Consider the following 25,851-nt stretch of genomic DNA (forward strand, 5'->3'; position numbering starts at 1 on the left):
GTGGCTCTGCGCTCGCTGCCGAGTCGACAGCCGTGCCGAGGTGGTGCACGAACGTTCCGTCGTACGGCTCAATCCTTCCGGCCGGCCCGGCGGCGACATTCACTTGGGCGCGCGAGGAAGGGAGCCACGTCATGAGTTTCCAATGTGAAGCGCACTGTGGGGGACGTCGATGAGCCCGCCCGAAGGCCACGTCTGGGTCGATCCGGACGGGCTCAAAAGGGCCGGTGAGGAGTACGAGAGGCACGCCGTCTACTACGACCACCAGCTCAGGAACGTGCAAGGTCTCCGGCTGATGTACGACGGCTGCTGGGGCGACGACGACATGGGCCGGGAATTCGCCAGGTCGTTCCTCGCCGGTCTGGACGGCGCCGAGGCCGTGCTGAAAGGCAGTCATGCCCATGTGCGGTACGCCGCTGACTCCCTCAAGGAGAGCAGCGGCGACTTCGCCGACACGGAGGACGACGCGGTCGACGCCGGAGGCCGGCTGATCACCATGGCCGAGCCCGGAACTCCGCCCCCGGCCACCCCCGGGCCGCAGCCCGCGACCACACCCGGAGCTCCTCCGCCGCCCTCCGGCGCTACCGAGAACGCGATTCCCAGCGAATACTTCGGGACGCCGCAAACCCCGGCCTCACCCGTGCAGGGCGGACCGGCCAACCTCAGCCTCAACGCTGATCCGACCAGCAACACCACCCCCCTCACCATGCACGACGGCGAAAAGGTCACCCCCGGACCCGACGGCAGCATCCCCAGCGAACACTTCGGCGAACCCCAAACCCCCGCCACACCCGCACAAGGCGGACCGAACCACCTCAGCCTCAACGCTGAGCCGCCGCAACGGTCGCCCTACGAGGGCGAGGTGCAGGCCCCCGTCTACGACCCGGCGCCGCTGGAACCCGGACAGATGCCCAGCACCAGCGACGTCCGGACGCCGGTCGGCGGAGCCACGCCGGAGGTTCCCGATCCCTACCTCAACGGGCATCCGGTGGACGAGGGCTTCCGGCTGGTGGCGCTCACCCCGGAGCCCGACGGGTCGGTGGTGTACGACGCCAACCGCTACGACTCCGTCACTCCTGTACCGCGATCAGCGGTGTCTGATTCAGCGGGACAGCCGATCCCCGGTGACGGTCTGCGGTTCTTCCTCGTACAGGACAACCCGCTCGGCGACCCGGAGGCACCGGGCTACCGGAGCCTCCCCATCTCTGTCCAGCCCCCAGCCGGCTGACGCCGCTGGTTCGGAAGTGAAAGCCGGAGGCCGTCGTTCGACGAACTGCCTCCGGCTTTCCCGTGTCGGTCAGCGGCAGGCGGACGAGGCGATGAACTGCCAGGTTGCTCGCGCGTCATCTCCAGCGTGGTGACAGAGATTCAGACACGACCGTGGACAGACGAAGATCTCAGACGACTCCGTGACGCCGAACCGTCGTTCTCGGCCGAGACGCTCAGCAGCCGGTTCCTGACCGGCAGCATCCGGTGGCCGGCGTCCTATCTGGCCTCGCTCGGTTCACCGGAGTCCTGGGGGACGACGCGGCTGGGCCAGGTCGCCCTGGCCGACGGCGACCTTGTCGGCGTGGCCGAGTGCACCTGGCTGACGGATTCGCCGCGTCCGGCCGAACTCTCGATTCTGGTGGCGGACACCTGGCAGCGTCGCGGCATCGGTCGGTTGCTCGCAACGAGCCTGCTGAGCCAGTGCGAGGCGGCCGGAATCACGCACATCGAAGCGGTGGCGCAGACAGCCAACACCGGTTGTCTCGCGCTGGTCCGCTCGATCATCAGTGACACGGACGCACCGACCGGCTGGAACGTGCGTTCCCGGCTGTCGGACGGGCTCCGTCAGTTCCAGCTCGTCCGACAGGAAAGCGTGGCCGCCGGCGACATCCTGACCCCCTTCCACGTACCCGTGAACCTGAGAGCAGCGGCAGCATCGACCAGTACCTGAGCAAACGAAGGCGGACGCAGGCATGGCGCAATAGCCCCCTCCGTCGATGAACAACAGGGCTCGTACGACGTCTGCGCATGTGCTGGGTCATGGAACAGCACATCGGAAGGACATCGTGCCAGACACTTCTGACGAACCGCTTCGCCAAGCCGGCGGGGCGCCGGACGAGCTCAGGGTCTGGAGAGCGATGTCGGGCGACACGATCCGCGTTGCTGACTGACGGCTGCAGGGCTCGTATCTTGAATCGATCGGCCAGGTCATGCCTAACCCGGTCGCGATGAACTTCGGGCCCCGGCACCCGTCGACGTGTTCGTGATCCTGCGAAGGTTTCTGCGGGCCGGTGCCGCCCTCGTCCTGATCGTTCTGCTCGCGGTGGGTGTGATCTACGCCTGGCCGCTGGGTCTCGACGAGGGCACCGCCTATCCGGTGTCGTTCAGCGAGGCCCAGGCTCGGATCGGACGGCTGGTCGACGCGGACGAGTCCGACCCCGAGGTAACTGCCGAGTGCCGGTCGCAAGCGTTGATCCACTCCGGGCGGACCGCCAAGTCGGTGCTGATGCTGCACGGCTACACCGGGTGCCCCGCTCAGATGTCGTCGCTGGCACGCCGCTTCTACGACCAGGGGTACAACGTGTGGGTCCCCCGGGCGCCCCGCCAGGGTGTCACCGACCCGAAGGCGCACGCCGGGCTGACGACCGACGAGCTTCTGGCGTACGCCTCGGACTCTTTCGATCTGACCGCGGGCCTCGGCGACGAGGCCGGGGTGGTCGGCATCTCGGGCGGCGCCGTGCTGGCGACCTGGCTGGCCCGGCACCGCCCGGCAGCCCGCCTGCTGACCCTGTCGCCGTTCTACGCTCCCTCAGCCAAGCAGGCGCCGGCCTGGCAGGTGAAGCCGATGATCGTGCTCTACGGCAACCGGCTGCTGCCCGATCGTTACGCCGCCGGCACCGGGTTCTCGTTCTTCGCGTTGTCGCAGTACCTGCGAATCGCCCGCAACCTCGACGGCGGCCGGAGCACCACCTTGAAATCGATCGGCCTGGTCACCTCGGAGGCCGACACCTACATCGACCTTCGCCGAGCGACCGAGGTGGCGGAGTCGCTGGGCCCGATCACCCGGTTCACCCTTCCCGCCTCCTGGGGCATCGGCCACAACATCGTCGCCCCGGCCGTGCTCGGCCCCCGCACCGCTTCTCTCGAGAAGACCTACTTCGAGCTGTACGAAGGCCGAACCGTGTCAGCCGTCGGGTGAGACGCCCGTTGTCTCCCAGCGACACCCTTCCGACCGTCTGTTCGCCGACGAGGTCCTCTGTGAGTTTCCCCTTTCGCCTGCGCTGGTCCTGCGAGTCCACTGTCCTGGAACGATACGTCGCCCACTCGTTCGAGCTCCACCGGTCCTTCGAAATCATCGCGCTCGAAGCGCAGTACACCGAGGCCGTCTACGAGGTCGACCTGTTCCCGCTGAACCCATATCCGTTCGAGCCGGAGAAAGTCCAGGTCCTCGTCGGCCACCCGAGCGCTGCCCGCATCACCGTCCACCAGGACGGCCGTGCGTACGTCGTGCGGGTGCGCGACTTCGCCGGGGTCCCGGAGAAGTCCCTCACGGTACGACGGAGCGGGGCGGCGCCGGAGAACCCCGGGATGTTGATGGTGCCGGCCGAATCGGTCTTCGGACTCGTCAGGTCGATCTGCGTCCACAACGTGCTGCCGGGCTGGGCCGATCTCATCGAGCGGGCCGGCGGGTGAACCCCGGTCCCGCCCGCTGAGGCGGCGCCGCGCTCAACCTGCCACGTTTTCCCCTCGGGCCTCATCACTGAAGCGTCACCGGAAAGCGAACTGATCGAGCGCCGCGGCCCCGCTGACCACGAACTGCAGCGGGGGCTTGTCGGCCATGATGATCTCGGTGCGCAGCGGTGTGACCGGTCGCCGAATTGGTCGGGCCGGATGAACCGGCCGGCCCCCACCACGTCCTCACTACCGTGACAGGAGAATTCGAATACGTCGAGGCACAGTCGTTCCTGGCCGTGAACAACGCCGCTGGTCCGACCTTGGAACGCAAGTACGACGCGGGCGCCGTCAGCATCGGTGGGGTGACCGTGCTGAGCCGGCCCGGGCCGGACATGCTGTTCTGGTGTCAGGCGATGGGTTTCACCGAGCCGCCCAGCGCCGAGCTCATCGACGAGATCGTCGCCCACTACCGGGCCCGTGGGGTGAAACAGGCCCGGATCGTGCTGCCGGTGCCGGCCGAGCCGGCCGAGTGGCCGTCGATCGTGGCCCGGCACGGGCTCACCGCGGCCGACCGCAGCGTCAAGTTGGCCATGCGGTCCCCGTTCCCCTCGTTCGAGCCCGGCACCGACCTGCGCACGGCCCGGATCACCCCGGAGGAGCAGGAGCGCTGGGTGACCCTGATGTGGCGCACCTTCGGCTTCGACGACGAGGCGAACTTCGACGTGACCCGGGGTGCTCTGCGCGACCCGCGGTTCGAGGCCTACGCCTGCTACGACGGTGACCAGATGGTGGCCACCGGCATGATCTGGCTCGGCCCGGGTTACGCCCATCTGTCGTCCGGGGCGACCATCCCCTCGCATCGGGGCCGCGGCGCCCAAACGGCCCTGCTCGCCGCGCGGGTCGAGGCCGGCCGCCGGGCCGGGTGCTCGCTGCTGGTCAACGAGGCCGAGGTGACCGACGAGGGCTACTCCGTGTCGGCCCGCAACCAGGTCCGGGTCGGCTTCGTCCCGCAGTACGAACGTCGCGCCTGGCTCTGGACGGCCTAGCGTGCCGGGCCGCCGGCTTCTCGTTTCGCCGGCGGCTCCACCTTTCGATCGCGGTTCAGCGGCCCGGTTTCCGCAGCGGGCCGTACGCTGCCCGGTAGGAACGCGGCCCGAGGACCGGTAGCAACAGGTCACGCAGCCAGATGGGCGCACCGGCAGCCCGGGAGAACTTGTCGGTGTGGGCCTGCACGTGATCCACCCGGTCCCGGCGGCGCCGTTCGTACCGCTGACCGGCGGTGTCCCAGTCGCCCGCGGCCAGCTCGTCCGCCAGCACCAGGGCATCCTCCACCGCCAGGGCCGCGCCCTCAGCCCAGATCGGCGCGGTGGCGTGGGCGGCGTCACCGATCAACGCGCAGCGGCCGGCCGTCCAGGACGGGAGCCGGATCTCCTCGACCGGTGAGTGGTAGAGCGTCTCGGGCCGATCGAGCGCATGCCGCAACACCGCTTGGACCGGCGCCGGGTAGTCCTGGAAGGTCGTGCCGAGCCAGGACGGGTCGGCACCGACCGGGCCGCCGCGGGTGGCGGACGCGTAGACGTACACCTGCTCGTCGTCGACCGGCAGGAGCAGCACCGACCCCGCGCCTCCGGACCAGGCGACCCAGCAGTCGACGCCCGGGTTGGGCGCCATGAACCGCCAGCTCGCCGCGCTCAGCACGGCCTCCTTGGCCCCAGCCGTGCCGAAGAGGGCGCCGCGCACGGCTGACCGGACGCCGTCGGCCCCGACCACGAATCCGTAGCGGCCGGTGTCACCGTCGGTGAACTCGACCTCGGCCCCGCCGTCGGCCACCTTCACCGACTGCACCGTGGCCGCTCGGGGTTCGACACCGAGCCCAGCGGCCAGCACCGTGTGCAACTCCGAGCGCATGACGCAGCGGGACCGCGCAGACGGGCCCCAGAAGGCCTCCTCGTCGATGCCGAACAGCAGCCGCCCGGTGGCACTGCGGTACTCCCGGCGGCCGACCGGCCGCCCGATCTGCTTCAGCTGGTCGCCGACCCCGAGCGCAATCAGGGCCGACACCGCGTTGCCCGGCAGGTTGACCGCCAGGCCGCCATCGGCACCCGGAGCCCGCTCCACCAGATCGACCGCCACTTCGCGCTGTCGCAGCGCCAGGGTCAGGGCCAGCCCCGCGATTCCGGCGCCGACCACCAGCACTCCGTCGTTGTTCATGTCACCACACCTTTCCCCAGTCACAACGCGGGCAGCGGCTCGCGGTTCATCGCGTTGAAGCGGCACATCCAGGTTCACAGTGACGGTTGTCCCATCGGTGAGCACGGGGAAGCCCGCGCCGTCGTAGAAAGTGCCGGCGAACGCCATCGCCCGGCCCGGACGAAATGGAGACCTCTCTGATGCATCGATGGGCATTCCTCCTGCTGAACGCGTTCGCCGCGATGGCAGACAACGAGTACACCCACCCGCATGCCCGCCCCTGCGAGCCGGCGCCGGACCTCGACGACCACGCCTTGGTCCGGGCCGAGTTCCGGTCGATCGTCGAGCGGGAGTGGGGCCCGCGCGCTCTCAGGGGGGACCTCCGGTAGGGCGCGTATGGTGGCCGTCGTGGCAAAGCTGTTCGGGCGCGAGGCGGAGCTGGCGCGTATCCGCGGCTTGCTCGACTCGATGCGCCGCGGCGGTGACGTGCTGATGGTCCGGGGCGAGCCTGGTGTCGGCAAGTCGGCGTTGCTGGCCGCCGCGGCCGAACTGGGCGCGGCCGAGGGCGTCCGAGTGCTCAGCTCGAACGGCTTCGAGTTCGAGGCCGACGTCAGCTATTCGCTGCTCAATCAGCTCCTGTTGCCGCTGCACACCGACATCCGACGGCTGCCGCCGGCGCTGCGTGATGCTCTCACCGTCGCCCTGGGCTTCGGCCCCGGACCGGCGCCGGCCACCCTGCTGGTGTGCAACGCCACGCTACTGCTGCTCACCACCGCGGCCCGGGCGAGGCCGCTCCTGCTCGTCGTCGACGACGTGCAGTGGATCGACCGGCCCAGCGCCGTCGTCCTCGGGTTCGTCGCCCGGCGCGTCCAGGGTGCACCCGTCGGCGTCATCGCCGCCTCCCGCACCGGTACGGAAAGCTTCCTCGACCGCCGCGGGCTGGCCGAGGTCACGGTCGAACCCCTGACCGACGAGGCATCCGGGCAGCTCGTCGACACCCGCTTCCCGGCCCTGAGCGGGCGCAGGCGGCAACGGCTGCTCGACCTCGCCCAAGGCAACCCGCTGGCCCTGGTCGAACTGCCGGGCAGCCTGACCGACTCCGCCCATCCGGTGGACGTGGTGCCGCTCAGCGACCGGCTGCAGACCATCTTCGCCACCCGGCTGGCCGACCTGCCCGAGGCCACCCGCCTACTCCTGCTACTTGTCGCCTTCGAGGGAAGCGGCGACGTGCGCACCCTGCGCGGCCTGACCGACCTGGCCCACCTCGCGCCGGCCGACCGGGCCCGACTGGTCCGGGTCGACGACACCAGCGGGCGCATCGTCTTCCGCCACCCGCTCATCCAGTCGGCGATCGTCGCGATGTCCACCTACGCGGAACGCCGGCAGGCCCATCAGGCGATCGCCGCCGCGCTGCCGGGCGACCCGGAACGCCGCGCCTGGCACCTCGCCGCGGCCAGTGCCGGTCCCGACGAGGCGGTGGCCGCGCAGCTCGAGGAGGCCGCGCAGATGGTGTTGCGGCGCGGAGACGCCTTGGCCGCCATCGCCTCGCTCATCCGCGCGGCCGAGCTGAGCGGCACACCGGAGGAAGCCGCCCGGCGGCTGGCTCAGGCCGCCTACACCGGCGCCGAGGCCGGCGTTTCCGGCGACGCGACATCGCTGCTGGCCGACGCACAGGCGATGAGCCAGGGCCCGGCCGGAACGCTGCTGGCCGCCAACGCGACCGCCCTGCTGATGATCAACGGCGACGGCGACGTGCATACCGCCCACCGCCTGCTGGCCGGGGCCATCGAGACCAGCGACCACGGCTGGCGGGCCGACGACCCGTCCCTCGATGAGGCGATGCACACCCTCATGCTGCTGTCCTGGTTCGCCGGCAGCACCGACCTCTGGGCCGTGTTCTACCGGAATCTGGCCCGGCTGGTCCCGGCGCCGTCCGACCTGCTCTCCGTGACGAGCCGCACCTTCGCCGACCCCGTCCGCACCGGTGCTGCGGCCGTGCCCGACGTCGAAGCGCTGATCGCCGCCCTGCCTGACGAGGAGGACCTGACCCGGGTCATGCGAACGGCCACCGCGGCGTCCAATCTCAACCGGACCGGCGAACTCCGGGAGCATTCCTGGCGGCTCGTGCGGCAGGGACGGGAGGGCGGCGCGCCCGTCTGGCAGCTGAGCGGGTTGCTGAACCTGTGTCAGGACGACTACCTGGCCGGTCGCTGGGACGAGGTGGAGCAACTGGCCGACGAGGGCGAGCGCGTCGCCTCCGCCAGCGGCGTTCGCCTCCTGCGGTGGTACTTCCTGCTCAACCAGGCCGTCATCGCGGCCGGCCGGGGCCGGTTTCGTCAGGCGTACGACCTGGCCGACGAAATCACCCATTGGGCGGCACCGCGCGGGCTGGCGAGCTCGCTGGCCAACGCGCACCTGCCCCGCACCCTGGCCGCCGCGGCCGAGGGCGATTTCGAAGCCGCCTACCGGCACGCGACGGAGATCAGCCCAGCCGGAGTGCTGGCACCCTACGTGCCGATCGCCACCTGGGTGATGTTCGACCTGGTCGAGGCCGCTTTGCGCACCGGCCGGACGGCCGAGGCCAAGGCCCACGCCGAGGCCATGCGAGCGGCGGACGTGGCCGCTCTGTCCACCCGCATGCGCCTGATCCAGCACGGCGTCGACGCGCTCGTGCTCGACGACGAGGCGGGCGAACGGCTCGAACAACAACTGGCCCAGCCCGGTACGGACCAGTTGTTGTTCGACAGTTCCCGCATCAGGCTCGCCTTCGCCGGGAAACTGCGCCGACGCAAGGAACTGCTTCGAGCGCGTACGCATCTGCTCGCCGCCCGCACGGGCTTCGCCACCATGGGGGCCGAGCCCTGGCTGGCCCGCACCGAAGCGGAACTGCGGGCCGCCGGCGACCGGTCGACGGCGACCGCACCACCACCAGCGGCCCTGACCCCGCAGGAGCTCGAGATCGCCGGTTTGGCCGCTTCCGGGCTGACCAACAAGCAGATCGCCCAGCGCCTCGACCTGTCCCCCCGCACCGTCGGCGCTCACCTCTACCGCATCTTCCCCAAACTGGGTGTCACTTCCCGGGCCGGGCTGCGCGACGCGCTCAACGAGATCTGACACCGGCTCCGGACGGCCTTTCATCCCGATCGTCGTGGCAGTGACCAGCAGCACCGTGATGAACGGCGAATCCGGGTCTGCGTTCAACTGGTCATGCGTACCAAAATCTGGATCCCGCACAAGGCCGGGTTACCCTACTTCGACGCCGTGGCCGCCGATGTCGCGATCGAAGTGGCGGACGACCCGGCCACGTTGCCGTCGGACCCGGACGGCGTCGAGTTCTGGGTCCCGACCTTCCTCGGCCAGCCCGACCTGCGCGGCCTGCTCCCCGTGCTGCCCGACTTACGCGTGATCCAGCTACCCAGCGCCGGTTCCGACGCCTGGAGCGAGGTCATCCCGCCCGGTGTAGTTCTGACCGACGCGCGCGGACTGCACGATGCGGCCACCTCCGAATGGGTGATGTCGGCCATTCTGGCCAGCCTGCGGTCGTTTCCGGCGTTTCATCGCGCTCAGCAGGCCCATGAATGGGCCCACGACCGCCTGACGCCGACCCGGGAGTTGCGGGGGCGGCGAGTGCTCGTCGTCGGCGCCGGCAACATCGGCACCGCGCTGGCCCACCGGCTCGCCCCCTTCGACGTCGATCTCACGCTCGTCGCCCGTACGGCCCGGCCCGAGCAGGCCATCCACGGCGTCGCCGAACTGCCGGAACTCCTCCCCACCGCCGACATCGTCGTGCTGCTGGTCCCGCTCACCGAGCACACCCGGGGCCTGCTGAACGCCCGCATGCTCGCCGCTCTTCCGGACGGCGCGCTGATCGTCAACGCCGCCCGCGGCCCGGTGATCGACACCGCGGCCCTCTACGCGGAACTGGCCGGCGGGCGTCTGGAGGCCGCCCTCGACGTCACCGATCCGGAGCCGCTGCCGCCCGGGCACCCGCTCTGGGATCTGCCGAATGTCCTGCTGACCCCCCATGTCGGCGCCATCACCGACAGCATGCGGGGGCGAGTGTACGAGCTGGCGGCCGCCCAGGCCCGCCGCTACCTCGCAGGCGAGCCGTTGCTCAACCGCGTGGCTTGACCGCCCTCGTGGGCGGGGGCCGGCTCACGGGCGTGAGCCGGCCCCCGGGGACGGGAAAGGTCTAGCCGGCCTTCTGGGCGGCGGTGGCGATGACGTCGGAGACGACGCCGGCCTGGGTGATGAACAGCGCGTGGCTACCCGGCACGTTGGTGATCTCGGCCCCGATCCTCTTCGCCATGTGCTGCAGCATCGCCTGGTCGAAGGCCTTGTCCTCGGTCGCGATGACCGCCCAGGACGGCTTGTCACGCCAGGCCGCGTTCTTCACCGCCGCCGAGAACACCGACATGTTGATCGGCACCTGCGAGTCGCGCAGGAAAGCGGCGTCGGCGTCGCTCACGTCGGCGGCGAAGCCGGCCTGGAACTTGTCCGGGTTGATGTAGCCGAAACCGTCCTCGCCGACGTCGATCACGAAGTCGGGGGTGGGCGCGAAGCCCTCGTACTGCTGGGCCGTGGTCTCGCCGGCGTCCGGGGCCAGCGCCGACACGTACACCAGCCCGGCCACCTTCGGGTGCACCCCGGCCTCGGTGATCACCGTGCCACCCCACGAATGACCGACCAGGATCGTCGGCCCGTCCTGGCGGTCGAGCACACGGGTGGTCGCCGCCACGTCGTCCTCGAACGAGGTCAGCGGGTTCTGCACGATCGTGACCCGGTAACCCCTGCCCCGCAGCCGGTCGTAGACGCCGCGCCAGCCCGAACCGTCGGCGAACGCGCCGTGCACCAGCACCACATTCTTGATCTCTTGACCGTTGTCGCTCATGAACTGCTCCCTCACTCGGCCCCGCCGTGGCGGATGATGTGACCTTCAGCGATCTGACGAGAACCATGCTGCGACCCGGGGACCGCCGGCCGAATCAGTCATTCGCCTGCCGCTCACCGGGTTCGGACCGACCAACTGATCGGCCGGACCACGCGTCCGCGCCGCCCGGCATCCAGGCCCAAACCCCTTTCACACGCCGGTGCCGGACCTTCTCCGCCGGCCGGTTAGGTCATTCGACAGATGGCCACGGATGAACTTCGGCAGCGGCCGGACGTCGTCACGGCCGGGGTTCCGGATTCGAGCGGGAGACGGTCCGGCAGGTGATCCGCGCGAGTGTCGGCGGCGACGCCGTACGCATCAAGCTCTCCAACGAATACACCCGGGAACCGCTCACCGTCAGCACCGTCCACCTGGCCCGGCACGTGGGTGCGGGCGCGGTCGATCCGAGCACCAACGGCCGGGTGACCTTCGGCGGGAACGACTCCGTGACCGTCGAGGCGGGCGGAACAGTCGTGAGCGACCCGATCGCGTTCCGGCTGCCGGCAGGCGGCGACCTGGCCGTCAGCGCGTACGTCCCGCGGCGCATCGGATCGGTCACCCAGCACGGATCGGCCAACCGGGACAACTACGCGGCACCGGGGAACCAGAGCACAAAGGATTCCCTGTCCGGAGTGCGTAGCTTCTACAACTACTCGTTCCTGGCCGGCGTGGACGTCCGGAACCCGGCGGCCGAGGGCGCGGTCGTCGCCCTCGGGGCCTCGATCACGGACGGCTACGACTCGACCTGGAACGAGAACCGGGGCTGGCCAGACCTGCTCGCGCGCCGGCTGGCCGGGGGCGGCCGGCCCGTCGGGGTCCTCAACGCCGGGATCAGCGGCAACTCGCTGCTCAACGACGGGGTGGGGCCGAGCGGGCTCAACCGGCTCGATCGCGACGGGCTGACTCCGGCCGGCGTCCGCTGGGTGATCGTGGCCGACCTGGGCCTCAACGACCTCGGTGGGGCCGACGCCGGCACGGGCGACCGGTTAATCGCCGGGCTGCGTCAGCTGATCGAGCGCAGCCACTCCGCACGGGTCAAGGTCGTGTGCACGACCCTGCCACCGTACGGGGGCTCGGAGAGCTTCAGCAGCGTGGGCGAGGCGGGCCGGCAGGCCTTCAACGAATTTGTCCGGTCCGGCGGCAGCGGCTGCGACGCCGCCGTCGATTTCGACGCTGCCGTCCGCGATCCCACCGCTCCGGCCCGGTGGGACGCCCGCTACGACCAGGGCGACCATCTGCACCCCAACAACGCCGGCATGGAGGCGCTCACCACGGCGATCGGGCTCGACCAGTTGGCTTGACCAACGCACTGGCCCGGGCGAGTCGCCCGGGCCAGTCTCAGCTGTGCGTGGTCCTCGGATCAGCAGACCTGGGCGGAGGAGATCCGGTCGTTCCACCCGTCAGCGGTCAGGTTGGACTTGTATTGGTACGCGCCCATCCGGAAGCTGTCACCGCCGAATCCCACGTGATCGAAGAAGCACCAGGAAACGCCGTTGGTGGCGATGCTGGAGATCTTGTCGTTCAGTCCCATGACGCCGAAATCGCGGACCTCCGTGGTCGCGAAAATGTTTTTGTAGATACCCAGCCGGTTGGCGTCGGAATAAACCTCCAAGTTACGAGCATCCGGCATGGCGGAAGCGGGACTCGCCATCAGTAGCGCCCCTCCCATGACGGTTGCGGCGACAACGAGACGACCGATTCTTCCGAAACGCATGAGCATACCTCCCGAGACGCCGATGGGCGCGGGTCGACCACGCCAAGCAGCGGAATGATGAATACCGGCCGCAACGACGGACCGGGCAAAGACATCTAACGGGGTCTCCCGGTCGAGCGGCAACTTGGATCCGTGTGTTCTATTCGATACCAAGAAGGAGCCGCTTGTCGTGACTGGTCGGAGCACGTTCGTACGCTATGAGCGCCGGCCCTCCGGGTTAATATTCTATTTCGCGTTGAACGCCTCGCCGTTGCCTGCGTCCCGGTGGCCGGCGGGCTGAAGAGTCCTCCGCGGAGGCCGTTTTGCTCGCTGACCCGAGAATCAGCCCGAGCCGTGTCGCAGTGGGCATGGAACTTTTTCCAGGCAGCCAACACCGCGTCGTCTCAACTGCTCAATTTCTGGAGCTTCCGGCTGGTTACGGCCAGGATCAGCGCACCGGCTACGGGGTGTAGCACTACCGCGGCGGCGTCCACCCCGGGGCGCGGGCCGCTGCGGAGCCTCGATGCGCCGCAGCGGCCTCGCGTATGGGGCGACCTCAGGGCAGGCGGATGCCGACGATCTTGAAACTGGCGGCGGGATTGCCGATGTTGGCGAGGTTGTCACCGAGGTTGGCGTCGACGACGTACAGCCGAGACCGGAAGACATCCGCCGTGCTGGCGAAGGCCGCACCCGGCACCTCGGTGATGCCGACGATCCGTCCGGCCGTCCCGCTCTTCGAAAGCTCGACCTTCACCACACCGTCATGGGTGACGACGTACAGGGTCCGTCCGAGCAGGACCAGACCGTCGGCGGAGGCCAGAGTTCCCTCGAGGTCGATCCGCCTGGCTGCGGCTGTTCCGTGTGAGGTGGCGGGGACGAGATAGAGCGCGGCGCCGCCACCCGGGGCGGTGGTCTGGTCCACGATCAGGTGCCGGCCGTCCGGGGTCGCCTCGATGCCGTTGGCGTTGATCGTACTGCCGGGCACCCAGTCACCCGTCAACGTGACCTTCCTGGGCGAACCGATCCGCCCGTCAGCCGCCACCGGAACCCGGACGAGGGCGGCGGGTGAGGCGCTGTCGGTGAACCAGACGGCATCGCGAGTCACCTTGACGTCGTTGAGGAACCCGGCCGCCGGGAACGGCACGTCGGCCAGCAACCGGCCGGACCTGGTGTCGTACACCCGGAAGGTGCTGACGACGCCCGGCAGGGGGCCGCCCGCGCCGCCGCCGGCCACCCACAGCCGGCCGAACCGGTCGACGTCCATGCCGACCGAGATGCGACCCGCGCCGGGCGGCGTCACGAATTGCTTCGAGCGGCCCGTCCGCAGGTCGACGCGGCGGATCGCGCCGTTGTAGATCGAGCCGGTGAAGGCCGTTGTCCCATGCACAGCGATGCCCTCGGGGGAGAACCCGTTCGGCAGGGGAAGCACTGACGGGTACAGCCGGTGGTGAAAGACAGCTCCGGTGGCCGGAGCCGACTCGGCCGACGCAGCCGGTGCACCGGGGAGTGCGGCTGACATCAGGACAGCGAACACGGGAGTCAGGGCTAGTCCCAGAGACCGGCGCATGGACTTTCGCACGAGGATCCTTCCTCTTGGCGGAGCATGTCGGGGCGGGCAGGGGCGCGAGAGACAGGCTCTCTCAACATCGATGCAGACCCATGACTGAGCTGAAAATTCAGCATAGGACGAGTGATGAAATTTCAACAGAACAGGAGACGGAGCCGACACTGATGAACCTTCGCGCCGGACGCGAGCCGAGAAGCCTAGAGGCTGAGCTACCGTCCATCGCTGGCCCGACCCACTCGCGCGCCGGCTGGCCAGCGCCGGTCGCGCGGTCGGGTTGCTCAACGCCGAGACGAGCAGCAAATCGCTGCTCAACGAAGGGGTGGGCCCGAGCGGCCACAACCGCCTCGACCGCGACATGCCGACCCCGATCGGCGTCCGCTGGATAATCGTGGCCGACTTCGTCCGATCCCCGTCGTCCAGGGCGGCGGCGTCGAAATCGACGACGCGCTCACGTGGGCCGCCATCGCCGAGGGGCACCCAGGTAGTACGGGGAGCGCCTCCCGCCCGGGGCGGGAGGCGCTCGTAACAACGTCCGGGTTCAGTCGGCGAGCGTCCAGCGGCCCTGCTTCACCGTCAGGATCCCGAGGGCGGCCGGCTGCAGGCCCGAGTGCTCCTCGGCGCTGAACCGCAGCGGTCCGCTGACGCCGTCGAACTGCCCCTTCTCGAGCTCGTCCCGGAGTTTCGGCCCGTTGGCGTCGCCGCCGGCCCGGCCCACCGCGTCGGCGATCGACTGCAGGGCGTCGGCAGCGAAGGAGGCGAAGCCGGAGTAGTCGCCATTGGCCTTCCGGTAGTCCTCGACCCAGGCCTTGCGCGCCTTCCCGGCCGGCGTGCCGGTGTCGATGTCCTCGGTGGCCAGCACCTTGGGGAACACCATGTTGGTGCCCTCGGCGGCCGCTCCGGCCCCCTTGATGAACAGCTCGGCCCCGGCCCCGGCATCCAGGTAGATCGGGCCCGGGTACCGGGCGTCCCGCAGCGCCTTGACCACGGTGCCGGCCGCCGGTGAGACAGCCCACACGACGACGGCCTCGGGCTTGCCGGCGAGGACCTTCGAGACCTGGACCGTCATGCTCGTGTCGGCTTGACCGAACTGCTCGGCGGCCACGATGCGGATCCCGGCCTTCCCGGCCGCCTCGGTGACCGAACTCTGCCCGTCCTGACCGTAGACGTTGTTGACCGAGATGAGCCCGACCCGGCCGACGTTCTTGCGCTTCAGCTCGGCCACGATGACGTCGGCGTCCTGCGCGGGGTTGGGCGAGATCTTGAACACGTACGCCCGCTCGGCGACCGGCGTGGTCAGGGCGCTGGCCGAGGCCAGCGCGATGGCGGGCACCTTGTTCTCGGTGATGGCGGGGACGGCGGCCAGACCGCAGGCGCTGCACGCACCGACGATCAGAGCGTCCGCCTTCTCGTTCTTGATGAGCGCGTTGACATTGGTGACCGACGTGTTGTTGTCCGTCCGGTTGTCGCGCACCACCAACTTGATCCGGCGGCCGCCGAGCGTGCCCGACTGGTTGAGCTGGGCGGCCTTGAGTTCGAGGGCCTTCTGGTAGGCCGTGCCGATCGAGGCAGTCGGCCCGGACAGCTCCAAGCTGGCACCGACGACGATCTCCTCGCCCGAGCCGGCCGGGGTCTCGTCAGCCGCACAGCCCGCCGCCGCGGCCAGGGTGGCCGCGGTCAGAGCGAGCGGCAGGAGGCCACGTAGTCGCACTTGAGTTTCTCCTAATGGTGTTGTTTGCCCGGGGCAGGATGAGCCCCGAGATAGGCCGAGCGCACGCGCGCGTCGTCGCGCAGCGTCGCGGTCGGCCCGGCGGTGATGATGTGCCCGCGGTCCAGCAGATAGCCGCGGTCCGCGAGCCGGAAGGCGACCGCTGCGTCCTGTTCGACGAGCAGGACACCGGCTTCGGCGCCGGCCAGGCCGGTGATGATGTCGCCGACCTCGGCGACGATGCGCGGGGCGAGCCCGAGGGAGGGTTCGTCGAGCAGAATGACCGACGGCGCGGACATCAGCGCCCGTCCGATCGCCAGCATCTGCTGCTCGCCGCCGGACAACGTGCCGGCCGGTTGACCACGACGCTCAGCCAGCCGGGGGAAGCGGTCGTAGGTGTCGGCCAGGCCGGCCGCGATCGCCTTGCGGGCGCGGCCATACCCACCGAGCAACAGGTTGTCGTGCACGGACATCGGGGCGAACACACGACGCCCCTCAGGCACCAGGGCCACACCGGCCCGGGTCCGCCACGGCACTGGGCGGCCGCTGATGTCCTGACCACGCAGCAGCACCCGGCCACCGGTGGGACGAACCAGGCCGGCCACCGTCTTGAGCAGCGTCGACTTGCCGGCGCCATTGCGGCCGATGAGACAGACCACCTCGCCCGCGCGCACGGTGAGGCTGACGCCGTGCAGCGCCACGATCCGTCCGTACCCGGCGACCAGCCCGGACAGCTCCAGCAGGTCAGTCCCGGACATCGTCGTCCCCCAGATAGGCCTGCCGCACCTCGGGGTCGGACGCCACCTCGGCCGGGGTGCCGTCGGCCAGCAGCCGGCCGCGGTCGAGCACCAGGACGCGATCGCTGATCCGCAGGACGCTGGGCACGTCGTGCTCGACCAGCAGCAGCGTGGTGCCGCCGTCGCGCAGCCGGCCGAACAGGGTCATGAGTTCGTCGCTCTCGCTGCCGGCCAGCCCGGCGAGCGGCTCGTCCAGCAGCACGACGCGCGGGTCGAGGGCCAGCGCGCGGGCCAGCTCGAGGCGGCGCTGCTCACCGTAGGCCAGCTCGGCCGGGTGGCGGGACTCCGTGCCGGTCAGACCGACCTCGGCGAGCAGGGTGAGCGCCCGCTGCCGGCCGTGACGCCGGGCCCCGTACGGCACCAGCAGGTGCTCCAGCACGGTGAGCGAGCCGAACAGGCGCAGATTCTGGAAGGTCCGGGTCAGCCCGGCGCGAGCGATCAGGTGCGGGGGCAGCCCGGTCAGGTCGTGACCGTCGAGCAAAGCTCGGCCCCGGGCTGGGCGGACGACTCCGGACAGGACGTTGACGAAGGTGGTCTTGCCGGCGCCGTTGGCGCCGATCAGCCCGACCACGCCGCCGCTGTCGTGGCGCAGGCTCACCCCGTCGAGCGCCGTCACACCACCGAAGCGCACCGTGAGGTCCTGGACCTCGAACACCGCCGGGTTCATCGCGCTCCCCCGGCGCGCCGACGCAGGGCCGCGGGCAGACCGGCCAGGCCTCTCGGCAGCAGCAACAGGCTGAGGGCGAGCACCACGCCGTACGCGGTGAGCTCAGCCCCCGCCTCCGAGCCGGGCAGGCGTCCCCGCACCACCTCGGCCAGGGTGACCACGGTGAACGCGCCCAGCGGGGCGCCCCAGACGCTCTCCCGGCCGCCGACGGTGACGATGATGAGCAGCTGCACCGAGTTGAGCAGGCCCAGCATGCTGGGATCCACATAGCGGAACCAGTGGGCGTAGCCGCTGCCCGCGACCGACGCCAGCACCGCGGACACGACGAAGGCGGTGCGCCGCAGGGCGGAGATGTCGATGCCGGCGGCGGCCGCGGCGATCGGACTGTCGCCCGCCGCCGTGAGCGCCGAACCCACATGCGATCGGAGCAGCAGGTGGACGGTGACCGTGGCGATCAGCAGCAGGGCGGCATAGAGCCAGTAGATCGACAGGTCGGTGGTCAGACTCACGCCGAAGATGTGGAAGGGAGGCACACCACTGAGGCCGGCGTTGCGGCCGGTCGCCGGAAGCTCGTTCACCAGCGCGGCCAGAGCCAGGCCGAAGGCGAGGGTCGCCAGCGACAGATAGTGCCCCTGAGCCCGGAAGATGACGGTACCCAGGCTCCAGGCCACCGCTGCGGCGAGGACACTGCCGGCCAGCAGGCCCCACCACGGATCCACCTGGTAGCGCGTACTGAGAATCGCCGAGGTGTAACCGCCGATCCCGTAGAACGCCGCCTGCCCGATGGAGACCTGCCGCGCCAGGCCGGTCAGCGGCACGAGACCGAGCGCACCGATCGCGAGCAGAACCATCAGCACCGCGGTCGCCAGCGTGTAGAACGGCACCCGGGTGAAGACGGCCGGCACCGTCGACAGCACCGCGACGAGAACCACGTATCCGGCGACCGGCCGGAGCCGGGCAGTCACACGCGCTCCCGTACGGCTGCGACCAGCAGGCCACCCGGGCGCACCAGCAACACGACGACGAGCAGGCCGTACACGATCGCGTCGCGGTAGCCGCTGCTCACCAGCCCGGTCACGACGGCTTCGACCACACCCACCACCAGGCCGCCGGCGATCGCGCCCAGCGGAGACGTCAGTCCGCCGAGCACAGCCGCCGTGAAGCCCTTGAGCCCCAGAGGCACCCCGGCCGTGGCGTCCGGCGGCTGAATGGGCGCGAGCACGATGCCGCCGATGCCGGCGAGCACCGCCGCCAGCAGCAGAGCGATCAGTCCCATCCGCAGCGGTGCGATGCCCATCAACCGGGCGGTCTGCCGGTCGGCGGCCACCGCCCGCATGGCCCGGCCCGTCTGTGATCGGGAGAGCAGCGCCCAGACGGCCGCCGCAGCCGCGACGGCGGCCGCCGCACACCACAAATATTGAGCGGAGATGCTCACGCCGAACGCCTGGAACTGATGATCGCCGCCGAACGGGGCGGCGAAATGCGGGCCGGTTCGGCGGGCGCCGACATCGCGCTGGAGCTGTCCGCGACGCACGAGGTCTGGCTGGCCGGGAAAGCACCGGGCACGTGCCCATCAGCCTGCTGCGCAGCGGGGCGGTGCGCCGCCTCTTCTACGACCGCCGGATACCGCCCGGCCCTCTGGGCCGGCTGATCCGGGCCCGGCTGGCCCGGCGGGCGGGCCCCCTGATCCGGCAGACCGAGTCCTTGTTGCGCCGGGCGGGCGTGCGGCGGGCGCCTCGGGTGGCCGGCATCCGGGACGGACGTCCGCAGCTGGCCGACGGCCGCGCGCCCGTCGTGAACGCCGTCGTCTGGTGCACCGGGTTCCGGCCCGCATACGGGTGGATGGACCCCGCGCCCTGGGACAGGACGGGTGGCCCGCACACCTACGTGGCGTCTCGAACACGCTGCCCGGCCTCGGGTACGTCGGGCTGCCCCAGCAGAACACCGTCGGATCGGGCCTTCTCGGTTCCATGTCGAGCGATGCGGCCCACGTGGTGTCCCGGTTGAGCTGCGTCGGGTAGCCGCTCAGCGGAGCTCGGGGCCGCCCGCCCTGGTCTGAAGCATCGTCCGACGGCCCGCACGACGGCTGGACGGCGTTACCTGTGCTGGCCGGCTTCGGGGCGGCAGTCGCGGACGTCATGGCGACGGCGCCGAGAGCGGCGGAGAGCCGGCTGGCCGGCTCGCGCCCTCTCTCGGCGCCGTCGAGGTGGCGCGGGAACTCGCCTTCGCCGATCTGCTGGCTACGGCTTCGCGCCCCCGGGACTGATTTCGGGACAGTGGTGAAGCGACTCAGTCCGGGAAGCCGCGGAAGACCCCGTCCGACGAGGCTGCGGCCGTTTCGGCGAATTCCTCGAAGCCCATGTTGCCCGTGCCGAGGTTCACGCTGATCTCGTGGGTCTCCCGGGGAAGACACCGGAACTCACGCCCGAACTCCGTGGTCTCGTCGAACATCTCGTCGTCGGGCGACATGGCGCTGACGATCAGCACCGGGTGCTCCTTGTCGGACATCGTCCGCTCGTCGGCCATCATCACCACGTCCAGGTACTCCGCCAAGTACGAGTGTTCGTTGACGACGGCCAGGACCTCGTCGGGGCTCGCCCCGGCCCAGGCCGGGTCGTCGACGAGGACGTTGATGATCGTGAAGTCATCATCGGCGTCCTCCGGCCTCTCTTCCAGATCCTCGACGGTGGCCTGCCATCCGGCCTCGTCGGAGAAGTCCGTCCGGACGACGACGTTGGCGAACTTCTCGACTGCTTCTTCGATACCCTCGGGAAAAGCTCTCACGACGCTTCAAACGCACAGGTCCCGGGTTTGTTCATCGGGTGCCGGCGGGCCGGATGAACAAACGGCGGCCCGGATTCGTCTCCAGGAGTACGGGAGTGGCCGCTCGGCCCCTACCTACCGCATCAAGGGAGACAACCTGTGCAAAAAGACATCGATCGGCGCACTGTCCTGAATGGACTCGCTGCTACCACGGCGGCGGCGGCCGGGGTGATCGGCGCGGCCCGACCGGCCCAGGCCACGCCGGCCGCGGCCGCCACCCCGGAGAGGCTGAAGGGCTACACCGTTCCGCTCAGCGCGCGGGGCGTGGCCAACCTGGCCCCCAAACCGCCGTGGCACTACGTCGCTGATGCCCTCGGGGTCGAGTTCTGGACCTCCCCCGCCGCCGCGTCGGCCGCCCTGCCGACCGGTCTCGATCCGGATCCCACTCAGCCCGGCCACGGGTTCGCGATGTGCGTCGAATGGCAGTTCGCCGCCGCCCCGGCCGACTGGCTCGATCCCACCTACAGCCAGTACTCGGAGTTCCTGATCTTCCTGGAGGCCAGCTACCAGGGCCGCCCGGTCACCTGGTGCCCGTTCATCTATGTCGACAACGACAACTCACTGGCTCGCGGGTGGGTGCAGGGTTTCCCGAAGAAGCTCGGCCAGATCCGCCAGACGCGAGCGTACTCGGTGGCGAGCCAGGCCGCTCCGGTACTCGGCCCCGGCGGCCGGTTCGGCGGCAGCCTGTCGGCCGGTGGCCGCCGAATCGCGGAGATGGACGTCACGCTGAAGGAACGCACCACCGGCCTGCCCGCGCTGACCCGGCCCCTGGTCAACCTGCGGCACTTCCCGCGGCTCACCACCGGCCAGCACGACCAGCCCGCGGTCCACGAGCTCACCCAGTCCGTGCTCACCAGCCTCAAGATCGACAACGCCTGGATCGGCTCGGGTGACCTGCGGTTCCTGCCGTCACCCCGCGAGGAGATCGCCGACCTGGCCATCCAGCGCGTCGGCGTCGGCTTCCGCGGCTCGCTGTCCTACACGGTGCAGGATCTGACCGTTCTCGACTGACAGAGATGATGTTGGTGAGCCGGCCGCACCTGGGGGCGGCCGGCGATCACCAGCCTGCCCCCGGTGGCGCCGTGACCCGGGTCGCGGTCACCGGCGCGGGCCAGACGCAGCCCCGGCTGAACCGCGGAAGCTGGTCCAGCTCGTTGACCACGGGCAGGACTGCCGGGGATCGCGCCATCGGCCATGGCCATCCCACCGCACCGCCAGCTCATCGGCGGGGACGACGTCCGCGAGGTGAGTCAGTTCGGCCAGTACCGCCCGCTCGTAGCTCGGCTCGACGCGCAGAGGAACACTTCCGGTGAGATGCGCTCCCTGGTTTCTTCCGGTCGCACTCGTCGATGCGCACATGCTGCCTCCTCGAACATTTCCGGCCAGTTTGACCAACACGACCGGAAGCCCGGGCCGCACCGGATGCGCGGCAGGCCCGGGCTCAGCAAGAACTGCCTGGTCAATCTGTACCGGCGACTACTTGCACAGAGCCTTGCGCACCGCGGGCAGGTACGCGTCGCGGTATCCCTCAGCCGTCGGGTGGAACGGTGCCAGCGCGGCCGGACCGCTCATCCACGGCGCCGAGCCGCACAGACCGTGCCCGGCGAAGCGCTTCTGCACATCCGCGAAGCGAACGTTGTTGCGCTCAGCCCGGCGCTGGATCTGGGCGTTGAGCCCATCTACGGCGTCGTTGAGACCGTGCCGCTTGGCCAAGCTGGCCGGCGGCACCTCCGCGCACTCCGGCGTGGTCTCGAAGAATCGCGCGTACCCGGTCACGACAACTTCCGCAAACGGGGCCCGCTGGCGGATCGCCCGGAACACCGCGTCCAGCCGGCCCGGCAGCGTCTGTGCGGTGAACTTCTTCGCTTCGTCCACCACGACTGCACAATCAGCGTCGGTGCCCTGCATACAGGTTCCGATGCCGTTGAAGCCGAGGTCGTTGCCGCCGATGGTCACCGTCACGACACGGGTCCTGCGGTCCACGTTGCCGAGCTGAGTGCTGAGCAGGTCAGCGGTGGTCGCCCCGCTGCACGCGTCGTACCGCAGCTCATTCCGCGGTTTCTCTGCGGCCAGCAGAACCGGGTAACCGCCGCTGCCCCGCAGGCACGTCGGGTCGGTGTACGGCGGTGCGCCGACGCCGGCCGCGTACGAGTCACCCAGAGCGACGTAGGTCCCGGCCGGCGCCGCCGCTTGGGCCGCACCCGGGGCCAGCGCCGCAACAGCGACCGCCGCTACAGCAACCGCGAACAACTTCTTCTGCATTACTGAAGTCCCTCCTACGGTCCGAGTCAGACCGCTCTTCTCCCTCCTAACGGCGTCAGTGACGTCGTGTTCGAACTGTTGACCGGGAAAGTAACCACAACTGGGGCGTGACGATTGCGGATCGCTGATGATCTGGGCGTCAACCGCGAGACCCCGGCGCAGTTGGGTCCGGCTCGATGACCAGTGACGCGGTGAGGTACTCGAACGGGGACCCGGCCGGTACGGCCCAGAGGAAGAGAGCGCCGAGCTGCGCCGGCGGTTCCAGGAGCTGGAGAAGAGCGCGACCTCTTGACGGAGCATGCCGGGGCGGCAGGGGGCGAGAAGCGAGCTTCTCGACATCGATGTATACCCATGACTAAGCTGAAAATTCAGCATAAGCTGAGTGATGAAGTTTTCAACCGACAGGAGACGGAACCGGCACTGATGAACCTTCGCGCCGTACAGGAGCCGAGAAGCCGGGGGGCCGAGCTACTGTCCACACAGGACGAACGGTAGCGCCCAGACAGCCGTAGCTCTGTCCGGGGCGGTCAGCGTCAGACAGTAGGATGGAGAGTTTCGCTAGGCTCTGCGTCAGGCCTCACTGCTGATCAGCACGGTGTCGCAGATGCCCAGCAAAGATGCGGATCTTCGGTTTTCCGCTGAGGCTGCAGGGAGTGTTGCTTTCGTGGTTGCAGGCGATGGCGAAGCCATCTCGATCTCGTTCAGCGTGCTCGGTCCGGTGCAGGTCCGATGGCAGGGTCGTGAGCTCAACCTGGGTCCTCGGCAACAGCGGCTCATCCTGGCCTTGTTGCTGGCCGCGGCGGGTCGGCCGGTCAGCCTGAGCAGCATCGTCGAGGTCCTGTGGGGCCAGGACCCACCCTCGAGCGCGGTGAACGTCGTCCACCGCTACATCGGCGCCCTGCGCCGCCTGCTCGAGCCGGGCCTGCCGGCCCGTTCGGCCGGCCGTTGGCTTCGGGGCGACGCCAGCGGCTACCGGATGATGCTCCAGGCCGATCAGCTCGACCTGCTCAGCATGCGGGCGCGGGCCGCCCAGGCGCGATCGGCGGCGGAGTCCGGACACGAGGCCGAGGCTTTGTCGCTGTTCCAGGACGCGCTCGCCCTCTGGCGAGGCCCCTGCGCGGGCGCGAGCGAACTCGGAGCGTCCGAACACCTGGCCTTCACCACCATCGACCACGAGTGCGCCGACTTGGCTCGCGCAGCGGCCGACCTCGGACTTCGACAGAACAACATCAAGGGCGTGCTACCCGTGCTGCGTCGCATGGCGGAGCTGCGGCCCTGGGATGAGGCGCTGCAAGCACGACTGCTTCTCGCCCTGTCCGCCGACGGCCACCAGGCCGCGGCGATCATGCTGTACCAGGATGTGCGCCACCGGCTCGCCGAGGACTTCGGCGTGGATCCGGGCGACGAGTTCAAAACGGCCTACCAGCTCGTGCTCCGAGCGAACGACACCCCTTCCGTAGCGCTGGACAAGACCACCGATCCAGTACGGACCAGCCCCGCCGGACCGGGCCCGAAGCCGTGGACGGCTGACGTGCCGCCTGCTCAGCTCCCAGCCGACCTCCCCCACTTCACCGGGCGCGACGAGGCCTGGAACCAGGCCCTCAACCTCATCGATCAGGAGGTCACGGCTCACGAAGCCTCCCCGGTGCTGTCGATCGACGGTATGCCCGGCATCGGCAAAACCACCCTGGCCATCCACCTGGCCCACCAACTCGCCCCCCACTACCCCGACGGCCAGCTCTACGTCGACCTGCACGGCTTCGACCCCGAACCCTCAATCATGCCACCGGCCGAAGCCCTCCAAGGCTTCCTCAACGCCCTCGGCATCCCCGACTCCGACATCCCCGCCACCGACTTCGCCCGCGCCGGCCTCTACCGCTCCGTCCTGGCCCGCCGACGCATCCTCATCGTGATCGACAACGCCCGCAGCGCCGACCAAGTACGCCCCCTGATACCCGGCACACCCGGCTGCCTCGTCCTGATCACCAGCCGGCTACGCCTCACCGCCCTGGCCACCACCCACAACGCCCACCTCCTCACCCTCGACGTACTGCCCCTCGACGAAGCCCGCAACTTCCTCACCACCCGGATCGGCGCCACCCGCACCACAGCCGACCCCACCGCCGTCGACGAAATCATCAAACGCTGCGGCCGCCTCCCCCTCGCCCTGGCCATCGTCGCCGGACGCGCACAGACCCACCCCGACCATCAACTCAGCGACATCGCCCACGAACTGCGCACCACCCACGGAAGCCTCGACGGATTCCTCGGCGACGACCTGGACAACAACATCCGAGCCGTCTTCTCCTGGTCATACCGACTACTCAGCCCCGACGCCGCCCGCCTCTTCCGACTCCTCGCCCTCCAAATCGGACCCGACCTCACCATCCCCGCCATCGCCAGCCTCACCGCAACCCCACCCCACCAAGCCCGACAACTCACCGGCGAACTCATACGCACCGGCCTACTCTCCGAACACACACCAAACCGATTCACCACCCACGACCTCACCCGCGCCTACGCCCAAGAACTAGTCAACCAACACGAAAACCAACACAACCGCCAACAGGCCACCCACCGCCTCACCGACCACTACCAACGAACCGCCTACGAAGCCAACCTCAGACTGAGCCCCGCTGTCGGCATCGACCCACCCGAGGTGACCGGCGCGGTCGTCGTCACGGAGGTAGACACTCCTACGGCGGCCACGGCGTGGTTCACCGCGAACTGGCCGGCGCTCAAGGCTGTGGTCCAGCACAAGCTCGACGAGGGCGACGCCACTGCGGCGTGGCAGCTGGTCCTCAGCCTGATGGAGTTCTGTCAGAGCGAAGACTCGGCGCACGATTGGGCCGCCCTGACTCGCGCGTGTCTGCATACGGCCGCCCGGGCCGGCGACGAATTCGGCCGTGCCCACATGTCGCGTGGCCTGGCCGGCGCCCTGCACCTACTGGGCGACCTTGACGCCGCCGAGCGTCACCTGGACGAAGCTCTGGAGCTGTTCAGCCAGCTCGGATGTCTGGCGGAGCAGTCGGTGGCGTACCGCAATCGTGGAATGATCAGCCTCGCCCGGAAGGACTACCCCACCACCATCACGTACCTGGAACGTGCCCTGCGTATGGCGAAGCGGATCGAGAACCCAGAAGAGCAGGTGCGCGACTCGCTCCTGCTGGGCTCGGTCTACACCGAGATGGACCAGCTCGACAAGGCGTTCGAGCTGCTTCATCAGGGGCTGCTGATCGCCCTGGAAAACGACGATCTCAAGGGTCTGGCCGGATGCCACTGGGTGCTGGCCGAGTATCACCACGCCGCCGGAGACCCCGTTGCTTCACTGGCCGAATGGAGGCTGGCATTCGAGAACTTCCGGCGCGTCGGATCCCTGAGCAACGCCGTCGCCTGCCTCATCAGCGTCGGCGACACCGCCTTGGCGTTGGGCGATCGGGCCGGCGCCCGGGCAGCCTGGCAGGAAGGACTCGACCTGCTTGACCTACTCGACCGGCGACGCCTGCCGCAGACAGCCGTCGTGGAGGCCCGGTTGGCCGGTCTGGACCGGTAGCCGT

22 protein-coding genes are annotated in these 25,851 nt (G+C 69.6%); 11 read left to right on the plus strand and 11 right to left on the minus strand.

The features are described 5' to 3' along the window. Positions 1–169 precede the first annotated feature (169 nt). The 5 genes from C8E87_RS03620 (at position 170) to C8E87_RS03640 (ending at position 4,706) form a co-directional block, all read left to right on the plus strand. Positions 170–1,225, plus strand: a complete 1,056-nt coding sequence (locus C8E87_RS03620) for a hypothetical protein (RefSeq protein WP_133871766.1) — start codon at positions 170–172, stop codon at positions 1,223–1,225. A 129-nt stretch (positions 1,226–1,354) separates the two neighbouring features. Next, positions 1,355–1,936 carry a GNAT family N-acetyltransferase gene (locus tag C8E87_RS46260; RefSeq protein WP_275409146.1) on the plus strand — a complete coding sequence of 194 codons (582 nt, stop codon included), beginning with the start codon at positions 1,355–1,357 and terminating at the stop codon, positions 1,934–1,936. Positions 1,937–2,248: 312 nt separating this feature from the next. Beyond that, positions 2,249–3,184 (plus strand): alpha/beta hydrolase, encoded by a 936-nt coding sequence (locus C8E87_RS03630; RefSeq protein WP_133871768.1) that lies wholly within the window; start codon positions 2,249–2,251, stop codon positions 3,182–3,184. Positions 3,185–3,243: 59 nt separating this feature from the next. Then, positions 3,244–3,678: a hypothetical protein gene (locus tag C8E87_RS03635; RefSeq protein WP_133871769.1), complete on the plus strand. Its 435-nt coding sequence runs from the start codon at positions 3,244–3,246 to the stop codon at positions 3,676–3,678. Positions 3,679–3,911: 233 nt separating this feature from the next. Then, positions 3,912–4,706: a GNAT family N-acetyltransferase gene (locus C8E87_RS03640; RefSeq protein WP_133871770.1), complete on the plus strand. Its 795-nt coding sequence runs from the start codon at positions 3,912–3,914 to the stop codon at positions 4,704–4,706. Between the two features lie 55 nt (positions 4,707–4,761). On the opposite strand, the gene C8E87_RS03645 is transcribed toward C8E87_RS03640, so the two are convergent. Further along, positions 4,762–5,871 (minus strand): FAD-dependent monooxygenase, encoded by a 1,110-nt coding sequence (locus C8E87_RS03645; protein WP_133871771.1) that lies wholly within the window; start codon positions 5,869–5,871, stop codon positions 4,762–4,764. Between the two features lie 179 nt (positions 5,872–6,050). Here C8E87_RS03645 and C8E87_RS03650 point away from each other — a divergent pair, with 179 nt between their 5' ends. The 3 genes from C8E87_RS03650 (at position 6,051) to C8E87_RS03660 (ending at position 9,981) form a co-directional block, all read left to right on the plus strand. Then, entirely contained in the window at positions 6,051–6,239 is a 189-nt protein-coding gene (locus tag C8E87_RS03650; protein WP_133871772.1) for a hypothetical protein, read from the plus strand. Positions 6,240–6,258: 19 nt separating this feature from the next. After that, on the plus strand, positions 6,259–8,964 hold the full coding sequence (locus tag C8E87_RS03655) for a helix-turn-helix transcriptional regulator (RefSeq protein ID WP_203720936.1): 2,706 nt from the start codon (positions 6,259–6,261) through the stop codon (positions 8,962–8,964). Between the two features lie 93 nt (positions 8,965–9,057). Next, complete coding sequence (locus C8E87_RS03660) at positions 9,058–9,981, plus strand: 2-hydroxyacid dehydrogenase (protein ID WP_133871774.1); 924 nt, start codon at positions 9,058–9,060, stop codon at positions 9,979–9,981. Between the two features lie 61 nt (positions 9,982–10,042). Here C8E87_RS03660 and C8E87_RS03665 read toward each other — a convergent pair whose 3' ends face one another. Then, positions 10,043–10,741, minus strand: a complete 699-nt coding sequence (locus tag C8E87_RS03665; RefSeq protein ID WP_133871775.1) for an alpha/beta fold hydrolase — start codon at positions 10,739–10,741, stop codon at positions 10,043–10,045. A 320-nt stretch (positions 10,742–11,061) separates the two neighbouring features. Here C8E87_RS03665 and C8E87_RS03670 point away from each other — a divergent pair, with 320 nt between their 5' ends. Beyond that, complete coding sequence (locus C8E87_RS03670) at positions 11,062–12,081, plus strand: GDSL-type esterase/lipase family protein (protein WP_133871776.1); 1,020 nt, start codon at positions 11,062–11,064, stop codon at positions 12,079–12,081. A 59-nt stretch (positions 12,082–12,140) separates the two neighbouring features. Here the strand turns inward: C8E87_RS03670 and C8E87_RS03675 are convergent, their stop codons facing one another. From C8E87_RS03675 to C8E87_RS03710, 8 genes are all read right to left on the minus strand, one after another. Beyond that, complete coding sequence (locus tag C8E87_RS03675; protein WP_166661060.1) at positions 12,141–12,494, minus strand: beta/gamma crystallin-related protein; 354 nt, start codon at positions 12,492–12,494, stop codon at positions 12,141–12,143. A gap of 535 nt (positions 12,495–13,029) precedes the next feature. After that, on the minus strand, positions 13,030–13,992 hold the full coding sequence (locus C8E87_RS03680) for an SMP-30/gluconolactonase/LRE family protein (RefSeq protein WP_133871778.1): 963 nt from the start codon (positions 13,990–13,992) through the stop codon (positions 13,030–13,032). A 586-nt stretch (positions 13,993–14,578) separates the two neighbouring features. After that, positions 14,579–15,748: an ABC transporter substrate-binding protein gene (locus C8E87_RS03685; RefSeq protein ID WP_133871779.1), complete on the minus strand. Its 1,170-nt coding sequence runs from the start codon at positions 15,746–15,748 to the stop codon at positions 14,579–14,581. A gap of 11 nt (positions 15,749–15,759) precedes the next feature. Continuing rightward, complete coding sequence (locus C8E87_RS03690) at positions 15,760–16,503, minus strand: ABC transporter ATP-binding protein (protein ID WP_133871780.1); 744 nt, start codon at positions 16,501–16,503, stop codon at positions 15,760–15,762. Next, the gene (locus C8E87_RS03695) at positions 16,490–17,209 is read right to left on the minus strand and encodes an ABC transporter ATP-binding protein (protein WP_133871781.1); all 720 of its coding nucleotides are present in this window, start codon (positions 17,207–17,209) and stop codon (positions 16,490–16,492) included. The genes C8E87_RS03690 and C8E87_RS03695 overlap by 14 nt, the downstream gene beginning before the upstream one ends. After that, positions 17,206–18,174, minus strand: a complete 969-nt coding sequence (locus tag C8E87_RS03700; RefSeq protein WP_133871782.1) for a branched-chain amino acid ABC transporter permease — start codon at positions 18,172–18,174, stop codon at positions 17,206–17,208. The genes C8E87_RS03695 and C8E87_RS03700 overlap by 4 nt, the downstream gene beginning before the upstream one ends. Then, complete coding sequence (locus C8E87_RS03705) at positions 18,171–18,743, minus strand: ABC transporter permease subunit (RefSeq protein WP_133871783.1); 573 nt, start codon at positions 18,741–18,743, stop codon at positions 18,171–18,173. The genes C8E87_RS03700 and C8E87_RS03705 overlap by 4 nt, the downstream gene beginning before the upstream one ends. A 755-nt stretch (positions 18,744–19,498) precedes the next feature. Beyond that, positions 19,499–19,993, minus strand: a complete 495-nt coding sequence (locus C8E87_RS03710) for a DUF6924 domain-containing protein (RefSeq protein ID WP_133871784.1) — start codon at positions 19,991–19,993, stop codon at positions 19,499–19,501. A gap of 138 nt (positions 19,994–20,131) precedes the next feature. On the opposite strand from C8E87_RS03710, the gene C8E87_RS03715 reads away from it, so the two are divergent. Continuing rightward, positions 20,132–21,043, plus strand: a complete 912-nt coding sequence (locus tag C8E87_RS03715; RefSeq protein ID WP_203720935.1) for an acetoacetate decarboxylase family protein — start codon at positions 20,132–20,134, stop codon at positions 21,041–21,043. Positions 21,044–21,508: 465 nt separating this feature from the next. Here the strand turns inward: C8E87_RS03715 and C8E87_RS03720 are convergent, their stop codons facing one another. Beyond that, positions 21,509–22,294, minus strand: coding sequence for an SGNH/GDSL hydrolase family protein (locus C8E87_RS03720; RefSeq protein ID WP_166661061.1), 786 nt, complete (start codon positions 22,292–22,294; stop codon positions 21,509–21,511). Positions 22,295–22,958: 664 nt separating this feature from the next. On the opposite strand from C8E87_RS03720, the gene C8E87_RS46265 reads away from it, so the two are divergent. Further along, positions 22,959–25,847 (plus strand): AfsR/SARP family transcriptional regulator, encoded by a 2,889-nt coding sequence (locus C8E87_RS46265; RefSeq protein WP_166661062.1) that lies wholly within the window; start codon positions 22,959–22,961, stop codon positions 25,845–25,847. Positions 25,848–25,851: the final 4 nt, after the last annotated feature.

It is taken from the genome of Paractinoplanes brasiliensis, assembly GCF_004362215.1.
GTDB classification, from domain to species: Bacteria; Actinomycetota; Actinomycetes; order Mycobacteriales; family Micromonosporaceae; genus Actinoplanes; species Actinoplanes brasiliensis.

Coding starts and splice junctions, on each gene's coding strand:
- C8E87_RS03645 (WP_133871771.1), bottom strand. CDS start 5,871: ATGAACAACGACGGAGTGCTGGTGGTCGGCGCCGGAATCGCGGGGCTG.
- C8E87_RS03690 (WP_133871780.1), bottom strand. CDS start 16,503: ATGTCCGGGACTGACCTGCTGGAGCTGTCCGGGCTGGTCGCCGGGTAC.
- C8E87_RS03695 (WP_133871781.1), bottom strand. CDS start 17,209: ATGAACCCGGCGGTGTTCGAGGTCCAGGACCTCACGGTGCGCTTCGGT.
- C8E87_RS03680 (WP_133871778.1), bottom strand. CDS start 13,992: ATGTCAGCCGCACTCCCCGGTGCACCGGCTGCGTCGGCCGAGTCGGCT.
- C8E87_RS03720 (WP_166661061.1), bottom strand. CDS start 22,294: ATGCAGAAGAAGTTGTTCGCGGTTGCTGTAGCGGCGGTCGCTGTTGCG.
- C8E87_RS03665 (WP_133871775.1), bottom strand. CDS start 10,741: ATGAGCGACAACGGTCAAGAGATCAAGAATGTGGTGCTGGTGCACGGC.
- C8E87_RS03650 (WP_133871772.1), top strand. CDS start 6,051: ATGCATCGATGGGCATTCCTCCTGCTGAACGCGTTCGCCGCGATGGCA.
- C8E87_RS03675 (WP_166661060.1), bottom strand. CDS start 12,494: ATGCGTTTCGGAAGAATCGGTCGTCTCGTTGTCGCCGCAACCGTCATG.
- C8E87_RS03660 (WP_133871774.1), top strand. CDS start 9,058: ATGCGTACCAAAATCTGGATCCCGCACAAGGCCGGGTTACCCTACTTC.
- C8E87_RS03620 (WP_133871766.1), top strand. CDS start 170: ATGAGCCCGCCCGAAGGCCACGTCTGGGTCGATCCGGACGGGCTCAAA.